This window comes from Aliikangiella aequoris (genome assembly GCF_053709105.1).
In genome coordinates this window covers 1,907,816-1,924,613 of the sequence record NZ_CM132298.1, presented here as the reverse complement: position 1 = coordinate 1,924,613, position 16,798 = coordinate 1,907,816, and the positions used below count along the sequence as shown (strand labels likewise).

The 16,798-nt window shown below is 42.8% G+C and carries 11 protein-coding genes; 6 read left to right on the top strand and 5 right to left on the bottom strand.

The annotated features are described in order from the left end of the window. Positions 1 to 7 precede the first annotated feature (7 nt). Positions 8 to 2,548, top strand: coding sequence for an SUMF1/EgtB/PvdO family nonheme iron enzyme (locus ACUR5C_RS08305; protein ID WP_454464648.1), 2,541 nt, complete (start codon positions 8 to 10; stop codon positions 2,546 to 2,548). Positions 2,549 to 3,268: 720 nt separating this feature from the next. Here ACUR5C_RS08305 and ACUR5C_RS08300 read toward each other — a convergent pair. Then, positions 3,269 to 4,489, bottom strand: a complete 1,221-nt coding sequence (locus ACUR5C_RS08300) for a hypothetical protein (protein ID WP_454464647.1) — start codon at positions 4,487 to 4,489, stop codon at positions 3,269 to 3,271. Between the two features lie 15 nt (positions 4,490 to 4,504). After that, positions 4,505 to 6,271 carry a coiled-coil domain-containing protein gene (locus ACUR5C_RS08295; protein ID WP_454464646.1) on the bottom strand — a complete coding sequence of 589 codons (1,767 nt, stop codon included), beginning with the start codon at positions 6,269 to 6,271 and terminating at the stop codon, positions 4,505 to 4,507. A 317-nt stretch (positions 6,272 to 6,588) separates the two neighbouring features. Between ACUR5C_RS08295 and ACUR5C_RS08290 the strand changes: the two genes are divergently transcribed. After that, a complete protein-coding gene (locus ACUR5C_RS08290) occupies positions 6,589 to 7,329 on the top strand; it encodes a PP2C family protein-serine/threonine phosphatase (RefSeq protein WP_454464645.1) in 741 nt (246 codons plus the stop codon). A 1,079-nt stretch (positions 7,330 to 8,408) separates the two neighbouring features. Here the strand turns inward: ACUR5C_RS08290 and ACUR5C_RS08285 are convergent. The 3 genes from ACUR5C_RS08285 to ACUR5C_RS08275 all read right to left on the bottom strand — a co-directional run bounded on the left by ACUR5C_RS08285 (position 8,409) and on the right by ACUR5C_RS08275 (position 10,847). Next, positions 8,409 to 8,969 carry a hypothetical protein gene (locus ACUR5C_RS08285; RefSeq protein WP_454464644.1) on the bottom strand — a complete coding sequence of 187 codons (561 nt, stop codon included), beginning with the start codon at positions 8,967 to 8,969 and terminating at the stop codon, positions 8,409 to 8,411. A 109-nt stretch (positions 8,970 to 9,078) separates the two neighbouring features. Continuing rightward, positions 9,079 to 9,924: a hypothetical protein gene (locus ACUR5C_RS08280; RefSeq protein ID WP_454464643.1), complete on the bottom strand. Its 846-nt coding sequence runs from the start codon at positions 9,922 to 9,924 to the stop codon at positions 9,079 to 9,081. Then, positions 9,921 to 10,847: a sigma-70 RNA polymerase sigma factor region 4 domain-containing protein gene (locus tag ACUR5C_RS08275; RefSeq protein WP_454464642.1), complete on the bottom strand. Its 927-nt coding sequence runs from the start codon at positions 10,845 to 10,847 to the stop codon at positions 9,921 to 9,923. Before ACUR5C_RS08275 ends, ACUR5C_RS08280 begins: the two co-directional genes overlap by 4 nt. Positions 10,848 to 11,082: 235 nt before the next feature. On the opposite strand from ACUR5C_RS08275, the gene ACUR5C_RS08270 reads away from it, so the two are divergent. The 4 genes from ACUR5C_RS08270 (at position 11,083) to ACUR5C_RS08255 (ending at position 16,463) form a co-directional block, all read left to right on the top strand. Continuing rightward, on the top strand, positions 11,083 to 13,773 hold the full coding sequence (locus ACUR5C_RS08270; protein ID WP_454464641.1) for an SUMF1/EgtB/PvdO family nonheme iron enzyme: 2,691 nt from the start codon (positions 11,083 to 11,085) through the stop codon (positions 13,771 to 13,773). A gap of 613 nt (positions 13,774 to 14,386) precedes the next feature. Beyond that, entirely contained in the window at positions 14,387 to 14,608 is a 222-nt protein-coding gene (locus tag ACUR5C_RS08265; RefSeq protein WP_454464640.1) for a hypothetical protein, read from the top strand. A 72-nt stretch (positions 14,609 to 14,680) separates the two neighbouring features. Continuing rightward, a complete protein-coding gene (locus tag ACUR5C_RS08260; protein ID WP_454464639.1) occupies positions 14,681 to 15,949 on the top strand; it encodes a tyrosine-type recombinase/integrase in 1,269 nt (422 codons plus the stop codon). Positions 15,950 to 16,106: 157 nt separating this feature from the next. Next, the gene (locus tag ACUR5C_RS08255) at positions 16,107 to 16,463 is read left to right on the top strand and encodes a hypothetical protein (protein ID WP_454464638.1); all 357 of its coding nucleotides are present in this window, start codon (positions 16,107 to 16,109) and stop codon (positions 16,461 to 16,463) included. Positions 16,464 to 16,798: the final 335 nt, after the last annotated feature.

The following is a 16,798-nucleotide window of genomic DNA, read 5'->3' as shown; positions in this document are numbered from 1 at the left end:
AATAACAATGGATAACCAACAGGCAGCTAAACTACTTGGACTAAGCGGTGATGAATCAAATGTTGAAGTTTCCAAAGCCTACCAGTCAAAACTAAAGTCGTTAGAAGAAAAACATGAGTCAGCGCCAACTGCCGCTCTGAAAGATAAGTTCGAACAGATGAAATTATCACTCACCCAAGCGCATGACGTGCTTATTCAGCAAGCAGCAAAAGCAACATCAGCTTCGCCACTTAGTCAAACCAAACTGGCTGACTTGCCGGGCGCTGGGCCACAAACTGGCAATGATACTGCGCTAGAAGTCGGTACAGTTTTAGCAGAGCGCTATGAGATTAAAGCCTTTATCGCGCAAGGTGGAATGGGGGCTGTTTACCGTGCTTTTGATAAAAACCGTAATCAAGATATCGCTATTAAAGTCATGTTGCCAGGGCTAATGCAAAATGAAACCGCAAGAGAGCGTTTTTTAGATGAAGCGCGTTTATCCAGTCAGCTGAGCCACCCCAACATAGTTAACGTGTTTGACGTCCAGCAGTCGGAGGGTTTGTGTTTTTTAACCATGGAGCTACTTGAGGGACAAGATTTACGCGAGTTAATGAACAACCGCAAACTCGTTCGTCAGAATTTTTCTTTGGAAGAAGTAATAGAAATTTTAGAGCCCATTTGCGCTGGGCTAGATCATGCCCATGAACTAACCGTGCATCGCGACATAAAACCTGAAAATATCTTTCTTACCGCAGAGGGCAAATACAAGTTAATGGATTTTGGTATTGCGCGAGTTATGAGTACTAGCCAAAGAACTCAAACCGGCGCGGCCAGTGGCACTGCTTATTATATGGCGCCAGAGCAGCTAAAGGGTTCAAAGCACATCGATGGCAGAGCCGATCAATACGCATTGGCCGTGTTAACTTACGAATTGTTAAGTGGCGAAGTACCCGCCGGAGCCATTGAGCCACTGCACCAGCTGGTTAAAGGCGTTAGTAAAAAGGTAAGTGGTAGTGTACAACAAGCACTTTCCCCCAAACCCGAAAACCGATTTGAGAATTTAAGCGCCTTTTTGGGCGCGTTAAAAGGCCAAGGCAGTGGTGCCGCTTTGGCTTCGTTTGATTTTGGCAAACTGGCTATATCCACCATGATATTAGTAGCCCTATTAGGTGTGGGCGGTCTAATCAGCAGCGGCGGCTTAAATGGCCTATGGGATGCGATTAAACCCATTGATAAAGAACTAGTCGCCAAACAAAAAGCCGAAGTGGCCAAGCTACAAGGCGAAATTAAGACCTATAAGAAACGACTAGACAATGGCCAGCGCAATTTAAAAAGTGAAGTACGCGATGCCGAGCGTAATAACGATAGCAATCTAAAGTACTTACAAAGCTGGCAACAACTGAGTGATGATTATTTGTTTGAAGGCAGTAGTATTACCGAACTAGAGGGTAAGCTGAGCATGGGTGAAAGCTTGCTTAGACAAGATAGCCAGGAAAGTATCAAACAAGCGACCACCACCATGACCCAGGTCAGAGACGGCTACAAAACCTTATGGGATGAGTTTAATGCCGCAGAAACCTTATTGAAAGCTGAAGAGGCAGCTTTAAGAGCCAAACAAACCTGGCAACAAAGAAAAGGCGAGTATGATTTAAATGATTCAAATTACGTTACTCAAGCGAATACAAGTGCAAACAATGCAAAATCAAATCAACGAGCAGGCGAATTGGTTAAAGCCAAGCAAAACTGGCAGCAGGCCAAAAGTGACTGGCAAAGCGCATACAGCAATGCAGAAGCTCAAGTTGCTCAAATAGAGCGAGCTCGAGCCAATGAGAAAGAGCGTATTGCCGCCGAAGCCGCTAAACACATCAAAATGGTTAGTATTCCTGCAGGTAGTTTCCAAATGGGCTGCGTTTCAAAAGGTTACTGTTGGAGTCACGAAATGCCCGTCCACACGGTCAGTATCAACGCCTTTAAAATGAGCGAGACGGAAGTGACCTTTGCCCTGTGGGATGCGTGCGTGGCAGCCAAAGGATGCTCACACGAACCAGTAGATTATTTCGGCTGGGGCAGAGGCAGCCGCCCCGTAATCCATGTCTCTTACAACGACATCACCCAGCAATTTATCCCTTGGCTGAATAAAGTGACGGGCAATACTTATCGCTTACCGACCGAAGCGGAATGGGAGTACGCGGCAAGGGCGGGAAGCAGCAGTAGATACAGTTGGGGCAATAGCATTAATTGCTCGCAGGCCCGATATGGTCGACGTACTAGCGGAGAGTGTGGCGATAGTCAAAAGGGTACAGTTACAGTAAAAAGTTATCAACCTAACGCATTTGGTTTATATGATATGCACGGGAATGTTTGGGAATGGACGCAAGATTGCAGGAATAATAGTTACAATGGCGCGCCAAGCCATGGTCGGGCATGGACTAGTGGGGATTGTTCAGTACGCAGGCTCCGTGGTGGCTCCTGGAGCGCCGATGCTAGGAGCGTTCGTGCTGCCTTCCGCGGCGGCGGCGGCCGCGCGGCCCGGCACAACGACCTCGGCTTTCGTTTAGCCCAAGACTAGCGACGCAGGAGCGCTTCTCTTTTTCCTTTTAAAGCGAAGCGACTTTTCCCGTAGCGTTAGCGAAGGGTTTTTCCCTTTACTGTATTGAGAAGCTAAAGTATTAATAGTCACGTTTAGTGGTTTAGGCTATATTCAGCCGACAGGCGGAAAATTTTTTAAATGGGTTTGCCTTTGGGCAATCGGGTATCAGCCTGAATGTGAAACCGCGTGTTGCATGGCGGTTCCTGGAGCAATTTTACAAGGATGTAATGAATGCAGGAGCAATTTTCTGTCAAACCGAACAACTTGCGTTCGGCTGACCGTGGCGGGAGTGCGGCGTCTTCACGTTACTTCTTTAGCGGCTACGGCTTTCGTTTGGTCCAGGGCCACTGACCAAAGGGAAGCGTTACCCTTTGTGTGCTTTTGCCACTCTCTCGGTATAACTGCTCCTTAGTTACTCTACTTACCTACATCCGTGTAGGCATTATCAAGAGGGGGTGGGGGAGGTGGTTTTGAAACTAAAGGATTTTAACATTTCAACCTATCTTCAGGAATTTAACCCGCGAAGCGGGCCGCGATTTTTTTGTACTATTGGGTGATAATAAATCATAAACCAAAAAAAAACGGTAGGTGGTTAATGTTTACCGCCCACCAATATCGGTTAAATTGACTTCTACTGTGGTTATCTAAATCATACCCACCAAAAATAGCGCCACTTGAAGGACGCATAAAAAATGCCATTCACCTCGGCACTGTTTCAACCTGTAACGACGCTGATGCAGCAAGGGTTTGTTGATCCAACCAGAATAAAAATAAATTTAGTGTATAGTTTTTTTGTTCCTGATTGCCATTTTCTTCTGGCATTAACTGGCGAAAGGCCTGAGTATCAATTTTTTTATTGGTCATTAAAAATACATACTGATCACGAGTTGATTGATTGGGGACTAATAACCCTGCAGAAAAACTCCCTTGATGTTCCGGTAAAATAAGCGTTTTATTGATTGGTATATTATCCCTTATTTTCGTCACGCGACCGTCTTCGTAGATATTAAAAACGGATAGGTATCCTGATTGTTTCGAGTTGATCACAAACCGAAACTCATCGCCTTCTTGCATATGGGTGCTTATGCTTTGATCAAATTCATTTTGCAAGGAAACCTGAAAATTTGGTGTGTTTAAGGAGTCCCAGTTAAGTAGTTCGACAAGCTGATGACTTTTAATAGGTTTAACAATATTATTTAATTCTAGATACCACTCTTGGTCCTTTCTAAACAATTTAATGTTGACGATTTCAACGTGGGAGCTTTGATAAGCAATTAGTTTCTTGTTGATTTGACTGACGAAAGAACTACTTTTCATAACAGAAGATCCTTGCCAATTAATTTTGCCTGGTTTTCCTTGCCAAAAACTCTCAAGTAATTTATCAGAAAAAATATCAGCCAGTTCTCGTTGATCGTACCTTAATGCAAAATGATATTGACCACTAGGGTCATTAATATCACTACAAGCAATTTCAACACTCGAAAGTAATGCACTAGCGCGTGTCTTAACTTTTTGTGAGTACTTGGTATTAACCTGTTTGCCTACTTTATTGGCTTCTCTATTTGTTTCACCAGAAACGTTGACTTCAATTTGATTAGCAATATCATATAGCGCTTGTTGTTTTGCTTCGCTTACGTTGCTGCCATTGCCGTAACCCAAAAGCATTGACGCTTTTTTATTTTGTAATGCAATTTGAAGGCAGGGTGATTGATAGTTCTTTTGTTGAATGTATTGGCTGCTTTGTTTTGCTGGTGAGTTTGCGCACGCCGTCAATAGGAGTAAAAGAGGAATCGATAAAACAGAAAAGCTGAACGACAAATTTTTCTTAATCTTTTGAGCGAACACTCCGTACTGGCTAGTATTGAGTGTTCGCAATGCTTTTAAGCTAAAGTACAAAGCCTGTATATTAAAGAAAGTCATTGCAAAACTCTTTGGCTAAGTATGAGACCGAGCCTCCGCAGCTGCAGCTGCAGCCTCTCTAGCTGAATCACGTGCGTTATCGGCAGCTCTGTCTGCGCTGGTTGCTGAACTGCCCGCGTCACTTACCATTTCAACTATCTGGCGAACACCGTTGTCTGCGTCACCAATACAACCTTTTATGGTCTCTACTCCGTCCATCGCTTTTGGTACTTCCGCCCATGCCGTGATCTGAGCATTCTTAGCATCAAGTGCGTGTCCTTCCGCTTTCGAAACAGCACTAGCTGCATCACTTAACATTCGCTGCATATCTTTGGCTGCGTCTTGCGCAGCTTGCTGCACATCTGCGAGTAATTTTTCTGCACTTTGCTTGGCTGCTTCTGCCTCATTTCTAGCGGCTTCGGCTTGCGCCAGTGCCGCTTGCGCCTGTTGCATCATTTGCTCGGCTTGTTTAGCCATGTTATCAGCCTCTTGAGCTGATGATTCTGCAACATTAGCAGCGCTTTGCGCGTCACCTGCCGAGTTGGCTGCTACGGATGCTTGTGAATTTGCGTCGCCTGCTGATGACGCGGCTTGACTAGCTGCAGAACTAGCCTGCGCCTGTGCTGATTCTGCTTGTCCGGCAGCGCTTGACGCTGTACTGGCTTCTGATTGCGCTCTTTGCGAAGCTTGAGTTGCTTCCTGAGCTTCCGACTCGGCAGTTTGCGCTGCGACATCTGCATTTTGCTGGGCAGTTTCAGCGGCATGTTGGGCTTGACCTGCTGCGGCTTGTGCAGCTTCTGCCTCTGTTTGAGACTGCTCAGTTGCAACCTTGGACTCTTCCGCTTTTGTTTGTGCTTGCTCAGCGGCACTTTGTAATTCTTCTGTCTCTTTTTGTGCCGCTTCCGCTTGTGATTGAGCATCCAAGCTAGCGACTTTAGCTGCATCTGCCTGTTGCTGAGATTCTTGAGCTTGATCAGAAGCTGCAGCTGCTTCCTGTGCTTCTTTTTCGGCTAATTGCGCAGCGGTTAAAGCTTCTTCTGATGAAGTCTGCGAGTTGGCTGCTGAGCTTTGTGAGTCAGTAGCTGATGTTTGTGATTCACCTGCTGAAGCTGTTGCTGCGCCAGCTTGTTGTTGAGCATCTTGCGCTGAACTACCTGCAACTCCAGCCTGGCTTAGTGCTTCGTTTGCCGATGCTGCTGAATGAGAAGCTTGTTGATCGGCTTGTTGTGCGCTCATGCCTGCTTGAGATGCTTGTCCCATTGCTTCATTAGCTGACATGCCTGCTTGACCTGCCTGTTGCTGCGCATCTGAAGCTGAAACGCTTGCTTGACCGGCTTGTTGTTGTGCGTCTAATGCAGAGGTGTTAGCTTGCTGAGAAGCGTCACGAGCATCAGCCGCTTGATTATCGGCTACATCAGAAGCGCGAGCGGCTTGGTCAGCTTGACGCTGCGCTTCATTGGCCGCTTGCGCAGCCTGAGAAGCTTGTTGCTGCGCATCTTGCGATGAGCTACCAGATTGCTGAGCACTAGAGCGAGAGTCATCTGCAGATGATGTGGCGTGTGTTGCTTGCTGACTAGCCTGTTGCATAGCTTCCGTCGCAGAAGCTGCTTGTTGTTGCGCAATATTCAGTGCTGCTTGAGAGTTTTCCGCTTGCTGTCCAGCCAGCTGTGCTTCTTGCTGTGCTTTAGATTTTTCCATTTCAGCTTCTTGAGCTGCAGAACGGGCTCTTTCAGCTTCTGCTCGAGCTTGCGCTAGTTCGGCTTCTAGTGCGCTTCGTGTCTGGTTATGTTCGTTAGCTGGCATGTTGAATTCCTTATATACTTTGAAATTGATTCTTAAGCTGTTTATGCTTCAATATCCTTAGGATTGATTCTAGTGATATTTAAACAATACTTCCATATTTTTTGGAAACTAAACAGCGGCTTAACTGATTAAGAAGGACAATTTTTATTTCCGAACGGACAAATAATAAAAAATATTAATTTTAAGCTAAATAGCACAACCTGGTTGTCATAAAAAGCTTATTGTCCTTCTATACTAAATAGATTGGTTCAGAATAGATCGTTCCAGCTAATGGATACCGGTACACTTGAGAAAGAATAATTAGAAAAGGTAAGGAATTGGAAATAATAAAAACAATCAGTGTGACACATATTGGCAAGGTGCGTGATCACAATGAAGACGCCGTTCTTTGCGATAATCAATCAGGTTTATGGATTGTTGCTGATGGTATGGGAGGACATGCTAGCGGTGAAGTGGCAAGCTCGCTCGCGATAGAAACGGTCAAAAACAAGCTACAAGCAGGCGCTGATTTAAAGGAATCGATTAAGACAGCCCATAGTGAAATTCTTAGCCAGGGTGAAAATAATCCAGAGCAAAAAGGGATGGGTACAACTATTGTTGCGGCGCATTTAAAAAAAGATGGTTTTAAAATCGGTTGGGTTGGCGATAGTAGAGCTTATATTTTTGGTAAAAAACTAGAGCAACTCACCTTTGATCATAGCTTTGTTCAAGATATGGTGTTTAGAGAAGTTCTAACACCAGAAGAAGCCGAGGTTCACCCTAAGAGAAATTTGATTAATCGCTCACTCGGCATTGTGAATGCAACATTAAAAGTTGACACAATAGATTTTAAACCGAAAAGTTCAGGTGTTCTATTTTTATGTAGTGATGGCGTGAGTGATTATGTTGACAGTAGAGCGTTGTCGGAAGTCTTCTTAGAATCAAAATCTCTCGAGCAGTTGAAAAATAATATTAGTAGGTCTGTGATGGATACAGAAGCAGGCGATAACTTTAGTTTTATATTAATTGAATTCAAAGTGAGTAAGCGTTTGTTCATCAAGAATAACTTGTTTAGATAGGTTAAGGTTAAGAAATGGATAAGCAAAAAGCATTACCAATTTTGGGATATGTAAACCAAACTAAAAAATGCGCATGACATATTGCTCTTTTCAAAAAATACCGATGCTTCCAAAACTCAAACTAATAACAAGCAAAAGAGTCACTCTTCGCCACTTACTGAAACAAAAATGGCAGATCTACCTGGAATGGGGAATCAAGAGGGGAGAGTGTTGAACTCGCAATTGGTTCTGGTTTAGCAGGGCGCTACACCATTGAAGAACAAATTGGTGTTGGTGGTGTAGGGGCAGTATACCAAGCGACAGATGATAATACTGGAGAACCTATTGCAATAAAGTTATTACTTTCCAGTTTGCTTACAAATCCTCGTGCGAAAGAACGTTTTATGGACGAGGCGTAAATTAGTCAAAAGCTAAGTCACCCGAACATTGTCAATGTATATGATGTACAACAAGATGATGAAATGTTTTTCCTCACCATGGAATTGTTAGAAGGGCAGGCTTTGAGAGCCTATTTAGAGAATTTAAACCTCACTAGGAAAGAAATTGGCCAAGAGCTGATATTAATTGCGCTTATTATCATGCGTCCTAAAAAACTGCAACCGTTTGAGCGCTTTTCCGAGAGTTTGCCAATCCATTTCATTTACATCACTATCAATAAATATTGTTTCTATTTCGGAAGTAATATCACTAACTTAACCTATGGTTTTGGATGTCTTCAGCTTAAATAACTCATGCTGCTGAAACACTAGATTTAAGTTAGGTAAAAGGTCGAATTAACCCAGTCTGACTTGGTGCTATTTCCCAAGAACTACAGAAGGAGAAACGTCATAAGCTACCAATAAATACTAGCGTTTTTGACTACAGTTTAAGCTGATATTCCTTATGTAAATGTTGGTATTGTAGAAAATAATATCTGAGAGAAAATTTGTTTTTTTGTCTTAGGTTAAGCCAAAAATGATTCTGGACGTGTCTTTAAGTATTGAACGTAACTAGCCCACAAGCTTAGGAAATCCCCACCACTCACCAAATGATAACATTAAAAGAGTCGGTGGGCATGAAGAAAATGCCCACCGAAAAAACTAATTCTCCAAATTTTTATCCAATTCTTGCTGAGCCTTCCAGGCCTTAAACTGCTGAAACAACACACGATCGTCTTCAGCATTAAGCTGCTTGCCGCTAGCCGAAACAATTCCATTATAAAGCGCTTTGGTTTGTTCAGGGCTCACTTCAATCATCACACAAAAATTCTTTTTCATATCAATGGTGAATAATCCCGCTTTTGTAGGTTTGCTACCTTTTAGTGTTTGATCAAAAATTTGACGAGAAACACTTTCAAAAGTGGTGCCTGTATTCATACCTGCACTGGTTGTCGTCTTATCTGCAAAAGCTTTGGTCATGCCTGCCGCGCGAATATCAATTTGTTTAGCTAATCTATCGCGGGCAATATGGCTGGCTTCATCTTTATCGATAGACATATTGCCTGACCAAGCTACACACGCAGACTCGGCAATGCCGTCTTCAATTTGCGGCGACAAAATCCAATCGGGCACATCGGCAAGCTCACCTTTGTTGATTTTATCTTGTCCTGCGCAAGCTGATAAAAGTAAGGTGGCAATTAGTGAGGTTACTAGTTTTTTCATATTGTTTCCTGTTAATTATTTAAAGATTGACCCCACCTTAGTCCTCCCTCTGCGAAGGGGAGGTTAGGAGGGAGTTGTTTTTATGTTCTAATACCTTAGACGGTCAAGTCTACAAATCAGACATTAAAAAATCTGTCACGCGATTACAAAGCTGTCTTGCACTTTGTTTGCTATCAATACCCGCTAAACTTTTATCCAGTGGAATGAAACTCTCGTTAGAGATCAAAGTAACCAACTCGGTCATTTGATTTAAGCGATTTTTATCGATGATGACTTGTTCTGAATCTACTTTACAGTCAACCCATTGCTCAGCAATTAAATAACCTAATTGAAAATATTTTTGATGTAATTCAGGCTCTAGCGACGAACCTTCCATATCGATTGCGCTGTCTAAATTAATATGATTAAATCGGTTTGTTTTATGCGTTTTTATATAATCCGAAATGCCCGCACTAATAGCTCTTTTGTCCGGTGATACAAATTGAATATTTGATTTATTGTCTGATTTATCCTTGTTGTCAATTGAACCTTTGTCAGCAACTTGCGGTGAACTGTCAATTCCGGGACTCAACTCAGATGGTGTTTGCATCATAAAAATAACCGCAACTAAACTGGCTGTCACCAAGCCACTGGTTAAACCTTGCCAACTTGAAAGCCAGTTGAAGACTTGTGCTAATAAACTTTGTTTCTTCTCTATTGCTTCACTCTCACCGCCAAGAATTTCGACCAATCCAATCCACTGTTGCATTAAATTCTGATCAGCATTGATATGACTTATCACTTGTTGCTTACGTTCAAAATCTAACTGATCATCAAATAACATGGCCAGCTCTTCATCCGTAGGCTTGTTTCCTTGAGCCGTTGACTTGCCAGTTTGAGCCAGTAACGCAATTTTTGATAAAAGAAGGCCTTCATCGGTTGAGCTTGTTAAATTAATTGATTTCTCAGTACTCATTCCTGCGCCGCCTGTAACAATTTTTTAATCGACTCCATGGGTAAGCCAATATCGTTTAAGGCTTGCTCAATGCGTTTTAAAATTCCTTTTAATAATCGACCTGGCTGATAACTAGGCATACTTAGTGATTTGGCGATCACATTCATTTTTAAACCTTCCTGATAAACCATTTTAAGTAACAACTGTTCTTCATCAGTCAATTGAATTGATTGATATAATCGATCGAGCTGTTGCTGGCTTATGGAAAGTGAATTCAAGTGTTCATGTCCTTTTGTGTCGCTATTACCCTGTCTATTAGCATTAGAAGGACAAGTCAGAAAACTAAACAGTTGAGACATCAGTAATAGACTTTCATCAAGCTGAGATTGATCAAGTTGTTGCTCTAAACTCACAGTTTCACCATAGTCGGCATTAGATTCAATCTCACCTTCATCGTTACGATTACCGTTGCCATAGCCACAAATCATAGACTCAGGTATTTCGCGATGACTACTGCCACACCAGGGCAGTTTGGCTTTAATTGTTTTTATAACTGCGCTAATCAAATCCCTCTGCCGGTTGCCTTGATAGACCAGTCGGTCAATCACACTTTCAACCAGTTGACGCTCCAAACAGACCATTTTCCAGACAGATACCCACAAATCACCCTCTCGTTTTAACCACTCAGGCGGGCGAGGGCGACCAAAGCGATTACGGGCAAACTCCTCGAGTAAGTTATTGGTTAGGGTATAAAGAAAGGTTTCTGGCTTGGCTTTACCCGTATAGCTATGGCATTTTACCCAGTCATTGCGGGCTAATTGCTCTAACACATGAGTTGTCGCTTCCTCAGCTAACCCTGCTTGGCCAAAACGCTTAGTCGCTTGTATTTCAAGGCGTGAGAGCCAAGTTTCACTTAATATGATGGAATGCCAATCAACAGTCATAAGTTATTGTTTTTATAGTGTAATTTATGAGCTAGAATAAGTTAATGCTTGATTGATATTAGCTTGTTGGTTGGATAAAATCAATTATGTTGAAAAAGGCAATCTAATCAGCTGGGCAACTTAATTAAACGTGGCAAACATTGTCGAGAATTTGAATTTGACCATCTAGTAATAAGGTAACTCGCTTTCGCATTGAAAGAGAACTGAACAAAGACAAAAATAGGAACATGACTTAATGGATAACCAACAAGCAGAGAAACTTCTCGGTTTAAGTGAAAATAGTTCAATAGACGAAATTAACAGTGCGTATCAGACAAAGTTAGCAATGGTTGAAGAAAAACTCAACTCAGCACCAACTGAAGCGCTCAAGAGCAAGTTTGCAGCCATGAAATCCTCGCTTGAAGAGGCTAAAAGTCAGTTATTAGCAGATGCTAGTAAAAACTCAAACTCATCACATTCATCAAGTTCGCCGCTAACTCAAAGTAAACTCTACGATTTGCCTGGCGTAGCTCATGAAGATGCCGTCAAGCTAGACCTAAAAGAAGGCACCATGTTAGCGGGACGTTACACCATTGAAGAACAAATCGGCGCGGGCGGTATGGGCGCTGTATTTAGAGCAGTGGATGGTAATACCCAGCAGCAGGTCGCTATAAAAATGATGCTGCCAACCCTGGTTAAGAATAAACGCGCGCAAGAACGCTTTATGGATGAAGCACGTATTTCTCAGCAACTCAGCCACCCCAACATTGTGAATGTTTACGATGTACAACAAGACGGCGACAACTTCTTTTTAACCATGGAGCTGCTTGAAGGGCAAGATTTACGCTCTTACATGCAAAACCTTAAAAATACACGCCAGCCTTACGAAGTTGACGATGCGTTAGAGCTAATTACTAAAGTCTGTGAAGCATTGCAATATGCCCATGAATACACAGTTCATAGAGATATCAAACCCGAAAATATCTGGCTGTGTAGTGACGGTAAAATAAAAGTCATGGATTTTGGGTTGGCCCGACTGCAAAGCGCTAGCCAGCGCAGCGCATCAGGTGCTGTATTGGGTACTGCTTATTATATGGCACCCGAACAAATCAAAGGGCTAGATAATATAGATGGTCGAGCCGACCAATTTGCCATTGGCGTAATGCTGTATGAAATGCTCAGTGGCGACGTGCCTACTGGTCGCGTAGAAAGCTTGCACCTACTCAATAAAAGCATCAGTAAAAAATTGTCACAGACAGTCGACAAGCTACTCTCAAACAAACCTGAGCAGCGTTTTAGTGATATGAACGAACTAATAACCGCGCTAAAAGATAAGGCTAAACGCGGCACGAGTTTACCTTCGTTTAACTTTGCAAAGCTCGGCATTCCAGCGGTGATACTTATCGCCATTTTAGGTATTGGCGGCTTAATCAGTACAGGAAGTTTAGATAACGTTATTGAAGCCTTAAAACCCATTGATAAAGAACTAGTCGCCAAACAAAAAGCCGAAGTGGCCAAGCTACAGGGCGAAATTAAGACCTATAAGAAACGACTAGACAATGGCCAGCGCAATTTAAAAAGTGAAGTACGCGATGCCGAGCGTAATAACGATAGCAATCTAAAGTACTTACAAAGCTGGCAACAACTAACCGATGATTATTTGTTTGAAGGCAGTAGTATTACCGAACTAGAGGGTAAGCTGAGCATGGGTGAAAGCTTGCTTAGACAAGATAGCCAGGAAAGTATCAAACAAGCGACCACCACCATGACCCAGGTCAGAGACGGCTACAAAACCTTATGGGATGAGTTTAATGCCGCAGAAACCTTATTGAAAGCTGAAGAGGCAGCTTTAAGAGCCAAACAAACCTGGCAACAAAGAAAAGGCGAGTATGATTTAAATGATTCAAATTACGTTACTCAAGCGAATACAAGTGCAAACAATGCAAAATCAAATCAACGAGCAGGCGAATTGGTTAAAGCCAAGCAAAACTGGCAGCAGGCCAAAAGTGACTGGCAAAGCGCATACAGCAATGCAGAAGCTCAAGTTGCTCAAATAGAGCGAGCTCGAGCCAATGAGAAAGAGCGTATTGCCGCCGAGAAGAAACGACAACGCATCGCCGCCGAGAAACAACGACAACGTATTGCCGCCGAGAAGAAACGACAACGCATCGCCGCCGAGAAGAAACGACAACGCATCGCCGCCGAAAAGAAACGACAACGCATAAAGAAGGCAGTAGAAGCCGCAAAACGCATCAAAATGGTCAGTATTCCCGCAGGTAGTTTCCAAATGGGCTGCGTTTCAGGACAAGGCTGTCGAAGTAACGAAAAGCCCGTCCACACGGTCAGTATCAACGCCTTTAAAATGAGCGAGACGGAAGTGACCTTTGCCCAGTGGGATGCGTGCGTGGCTGCTGGTGGCTGCTCATATAAGCCAGATGATAAAGGTTCGGGCAGAGGCAATCGCCCCGTAATCCATGTCTCTTACAACGACATCACCCAGCAATTTATCCCCTGGCTGAATAAAGTCACCGGCAACACTTATCGACTGCCGACAGAAGCAGAATGGGAGTACGCGGCAAGGGCGGGAAGCAGCACTCAATACAGCTGGGGTAATAGTATTCGTTGTTCACAGGCACGTTATGGAAATAATAAAGGTGATTGTGGCAATGATAGAAAAACAGCCCCCGTCAAATCCTTTTCAGCCAACGCATTTGGTTTATATGATATGCACGGCAATGTGTGGGAATGGACACAAGATTGCTATAATAATACGTACCATGGCGCGCCAAGCAATGGTCGGGCATGGACTAGTGGGGATTGTGCAAGGCGCGTGCTCCGTGGTGGCTCCTGGAGCAACTATACTGGGACCCTTCGTGCTGCCACCCGCCACGACTTCGACCGCACGTTCCGGTACTACGGCAGCGGCTTTCGTTTAGCCCAGGACTAGCGACGCAGGAGCGCTTCTCTTTTTCCTTTTAGAGCGAAGCGACTTTTCCCGTAGCGTTAGCGAAGGGTTTTCCCTTTTGTATTGAGAAGCTAAAGGATTAATAGTCACGTTTAGTGGTTTAGGCTATATTCAGCCGCCAGGCGGAAAATTTTTTAAATGGGTTTGCCTTTGGGCAATCGGGTATCACCCTGAATGTGAAACCGCGTGTTGCATGGCGGTTCCTGGAGCAATTTTACAAGGATGTAATGAATGCAGGAGCAATTTTCTGTCAAACCGAACAACTTACGTTCGGCTGACCGTGGCGGGAGTGCGGCGTCTTCACGTTACTTCTTTAGCGGCTACGGCTTTCGTTTGGTCCAGGGCCACTGACCAAAGGGAAGCGTTACCCTTTGTGTACTTTTGCCACTCTCTCGGTAACTGCTCCTTAGTTACTCTACTTACCTACATCAGTGTAGGCATCATCAGGAGGAGTTGGGGAAGGTGGTTTTGAAACTAAAGGATTTTAACATTTCGACTTGTTAGCTTGGATTTAACCCGCAAAGCCGGCCGCGATTTTTTTTTGCATTATTGGGTGATAATTAGTAGTGAATAAATTGGATATGAGAAAGTTGATGTGTTGGGTTACCAAGTCAGTCCGAGTAAACGTTGGTTCAGAAACGATAATGGATTTCGATTTCAGAGAAAAATAAAACACAAAGCAAAACGATATACTCAGTATGCTTTAAATATGGCTGATATTGATCCTGGTGTGCAGAGTTGGATTGGGCATGCCATTCATGCAGAGACTGCAGCGTTAAGAGAGTCACTATTTAGTGAAGTCGTATTTCTCGGATAAGTCCGATATTTGTGAATATCGGACTTATTGAAAGGGGGGATTATTTAGGTATAATAGAGCAACTCTGAACTAATGCCTTCAATAATAATGAATCCAAAGCGGAAAGCGCCAGCACCAATTATTGATAGCCTGAGTTTTATCGGTAACCCTTTTAAACAATCGCAATTCAGCACAAAACCATTTCTCGCGATAAAGGTACCTGGTTCAGGTATTGATTTTGAATATGCACTGAAGTTTTTGTATAGCTACAACGGCAGCACCGCGACCTTTAATAGTTATCGCCGAGAAATTGAAAGGTTGCTTCAATGGTCATGGCGGATAGAACAAGTCTCTGTATTAAACCTTAAGCGTGAACATATCGAAGACTTTATTCGTTTCTGTTTCAATCCACCAAAAGCCTGGATTGGCACAAAAAATGTTGCGCGTTTTAAAAGTAAAAATGGCGAGCGCATAGCTAATGAAGATTGGCGACCATTTGTGGCATCGGTATCCAAGTCTGAGCATGACCAAGGAGCCGAAGCTGATATCAGTAAATTTTCACCATCACAGGCGTCAATCAAAGCTACTTTTACTGCGTTATCATCATTCTACGAATATCTAATCCATGAGAATCTTGCTGATTCCAATCCTGTTGCATTAATCAAACAAAAAAGTAAATTTATCCGTAAAGACCAAATTCAGCCAATGGTGAGACGCATCAGCACGCTTCAATGGGAATATATTTTAGAAACTGCCGAGTTAATGGCGTCAGAAGAGCCTTTGGAACATGAACGCACATTATTCATTATGAATTGTTTGTTTGCCATGTATCTGAGAATCTCAGAGTTAGTCGCTGATGAAAGATCAACGCCAATGATGGGAGACTTTAGAACCGACCATGATAGAAACTGGTGGTTTCATGTCACCGGTAAAGGTAACAAAAATAGAACAATAACCGTGTGCGACGACATGCTTAATGCACTTAAGCGCTACAGAAAACATTTGGGTTTATCAAAACTACCCAGCCCTGGAGAACAGATCCCGTTGATATCAAAATCCAAAGGTAAAGGCTCAATCACCAGCACCAGGCATATAAGACGCATTGTTCAATTATGTTTTGATCGCACATACCAGCGAATGAAATCAGATGGCCTTGAGGATGATGCACTGGAGTTAAAAGCAGCCACTGTTCACTGGCTCAGGCACACAGGAATATCAGAAGATGTAAAGTTTCGACCAAGAGAACACGTCAGGGACGACGCGGGACATGCAAGTATGGCAACTACCGACCGTTATATTGATTCTGATTTACGAGAGAGACATGCGTCTGGCAAGAAAAAGCGCATAAAAGATATTTATTAAATACAACAAGTTAAATCCCAAAGTGTGGCATTTACAACTCTATATTGTTGGAGACCCCGGATTATCCAATAATGAAGCAACGAAAACAGTATTTTTTGTTATGATGGCCTAAATCAATTACCGTACTTCATCTAAACTCTTTTGGTAAGGAATAAAAATGGGTTCCGAAAATGATATCAATAAAACACTGAGAACGCTGGTTATGTGGGGGTTAACGCTAGTAGAAATCAGCAGAGTTCTTTCGTTACCAGAAAAGACAATTAATATTCAAGACCTTACTTGTGAGACTAATTTTTTCACTGATGATCAGCGCAAGCGCATAGATTTAGTTAATGACATTCAGTCTTTCATCGATAACATATTTTCAAATCCCGAGAATCGCAAAAAGTTTATGACTTTCAAAAACGGCAATAAGCCATTTAATGGTGAATCTCCAGCTTCATATATCAAAACGGGGCAACTTGATTGTTTGATTCAAACGCGTAATGCAATTATCAATGCTGGAGCCTGGTAATCTAAAATATCAAAAACTTAACGTTTCCGTAACTTGCAACTTTACCTGATAAACTCGATCTAGCAAGCTCATCGTGCTTAGCAAACACCATCAATTTATTCATTGACGTGGATTACACAGCTTTAAGTAAAATTACATATTATTAGTTAAAAAGTTTACATAGGTTTAGTTAGACGTCCAGAGGTTGGCCTGCTAAACCTATTTCAATAGCCATATGTGCGTATAATGTATATTATGTTAAATGAAGTATTAACTAATTAAGTTAAGGTAGTTATAATTTTTAGGCTTCATAAAGACTCACACCCCACCAAGTCACTTAATCATCCATTTAATGA

What these genes read in the sequence shown, in the direction of transcription:
- ACUR5C_RS08305 (WP_454464648.1), top strand. Translation starts at nt 8, where the DNA reads ATGGATAACCAACAGGCAGCTAAACTACTTGGACTAAGCGGTGATGAA.
- ACUR5C_RS08300 (WP_454464647.1), bottom strand. Translation starts at nt 4,489, where the DNA reads ATGACTTTCTTTAATATACAGGCTTTGTACTTTAGCTTAAAAGCATTG.
- ACUR5C_RS08295 (WP_454464646.1), bottom strand. Translation starts at nt 6,271, where the DNA reads ATGCCAGCTAACGAACATAACCAGACACGAAGCGCACTAGAAGCCGAA.
- ACUR5C_RS08285 (WP_454464644.1), bottom strand. Translation starts at nt 8,969, where the DNA reads ATGAAAAAACTAGTAACCTCACTAATTGCCACCTTACTTTTATCAGCT.
- ACUR5C_RS08280 (WP_454464643.1), bottom strand. Translation starts at nt 9,924, where the DNA reads ATGAGTACTGAGAAATCAATTAATTTAACAAGCTCAACCGATGAAGGC.
- ACUR5C_RS08275 (WP_454464642.1), bottom strand. Translation starts at nt 10,847, where the DNA reads ATGACTGTTGATTGGCATTCCATCATATTAAGTGAAACTTGGCTCTCA.
- ACUR5C_RS08270 (WP_454464641.1), top strand. Translation starts at nt 11,083, where the DNA reads ATGGATAACCAACAAGCAGAGAAACTTCTCGGTTTAAGTGAAAATAGT.
- ACUR5C_RS08260 (WP_454464639.1), top strand. Translation starts at nt 14,681, where the DNA reads ATGCCTTCAATAATAATGAATCCAAAGCGGAAAGCGCCAGCACCAATT.
- ACUR5C_RS08255 (WP_454464638.1), top strand. Translation starts at nt 16,107, where the DNA reads ATGGGTTCCGAAAATGATATCAATAAAACACTGAGAACGCTGGTTATG.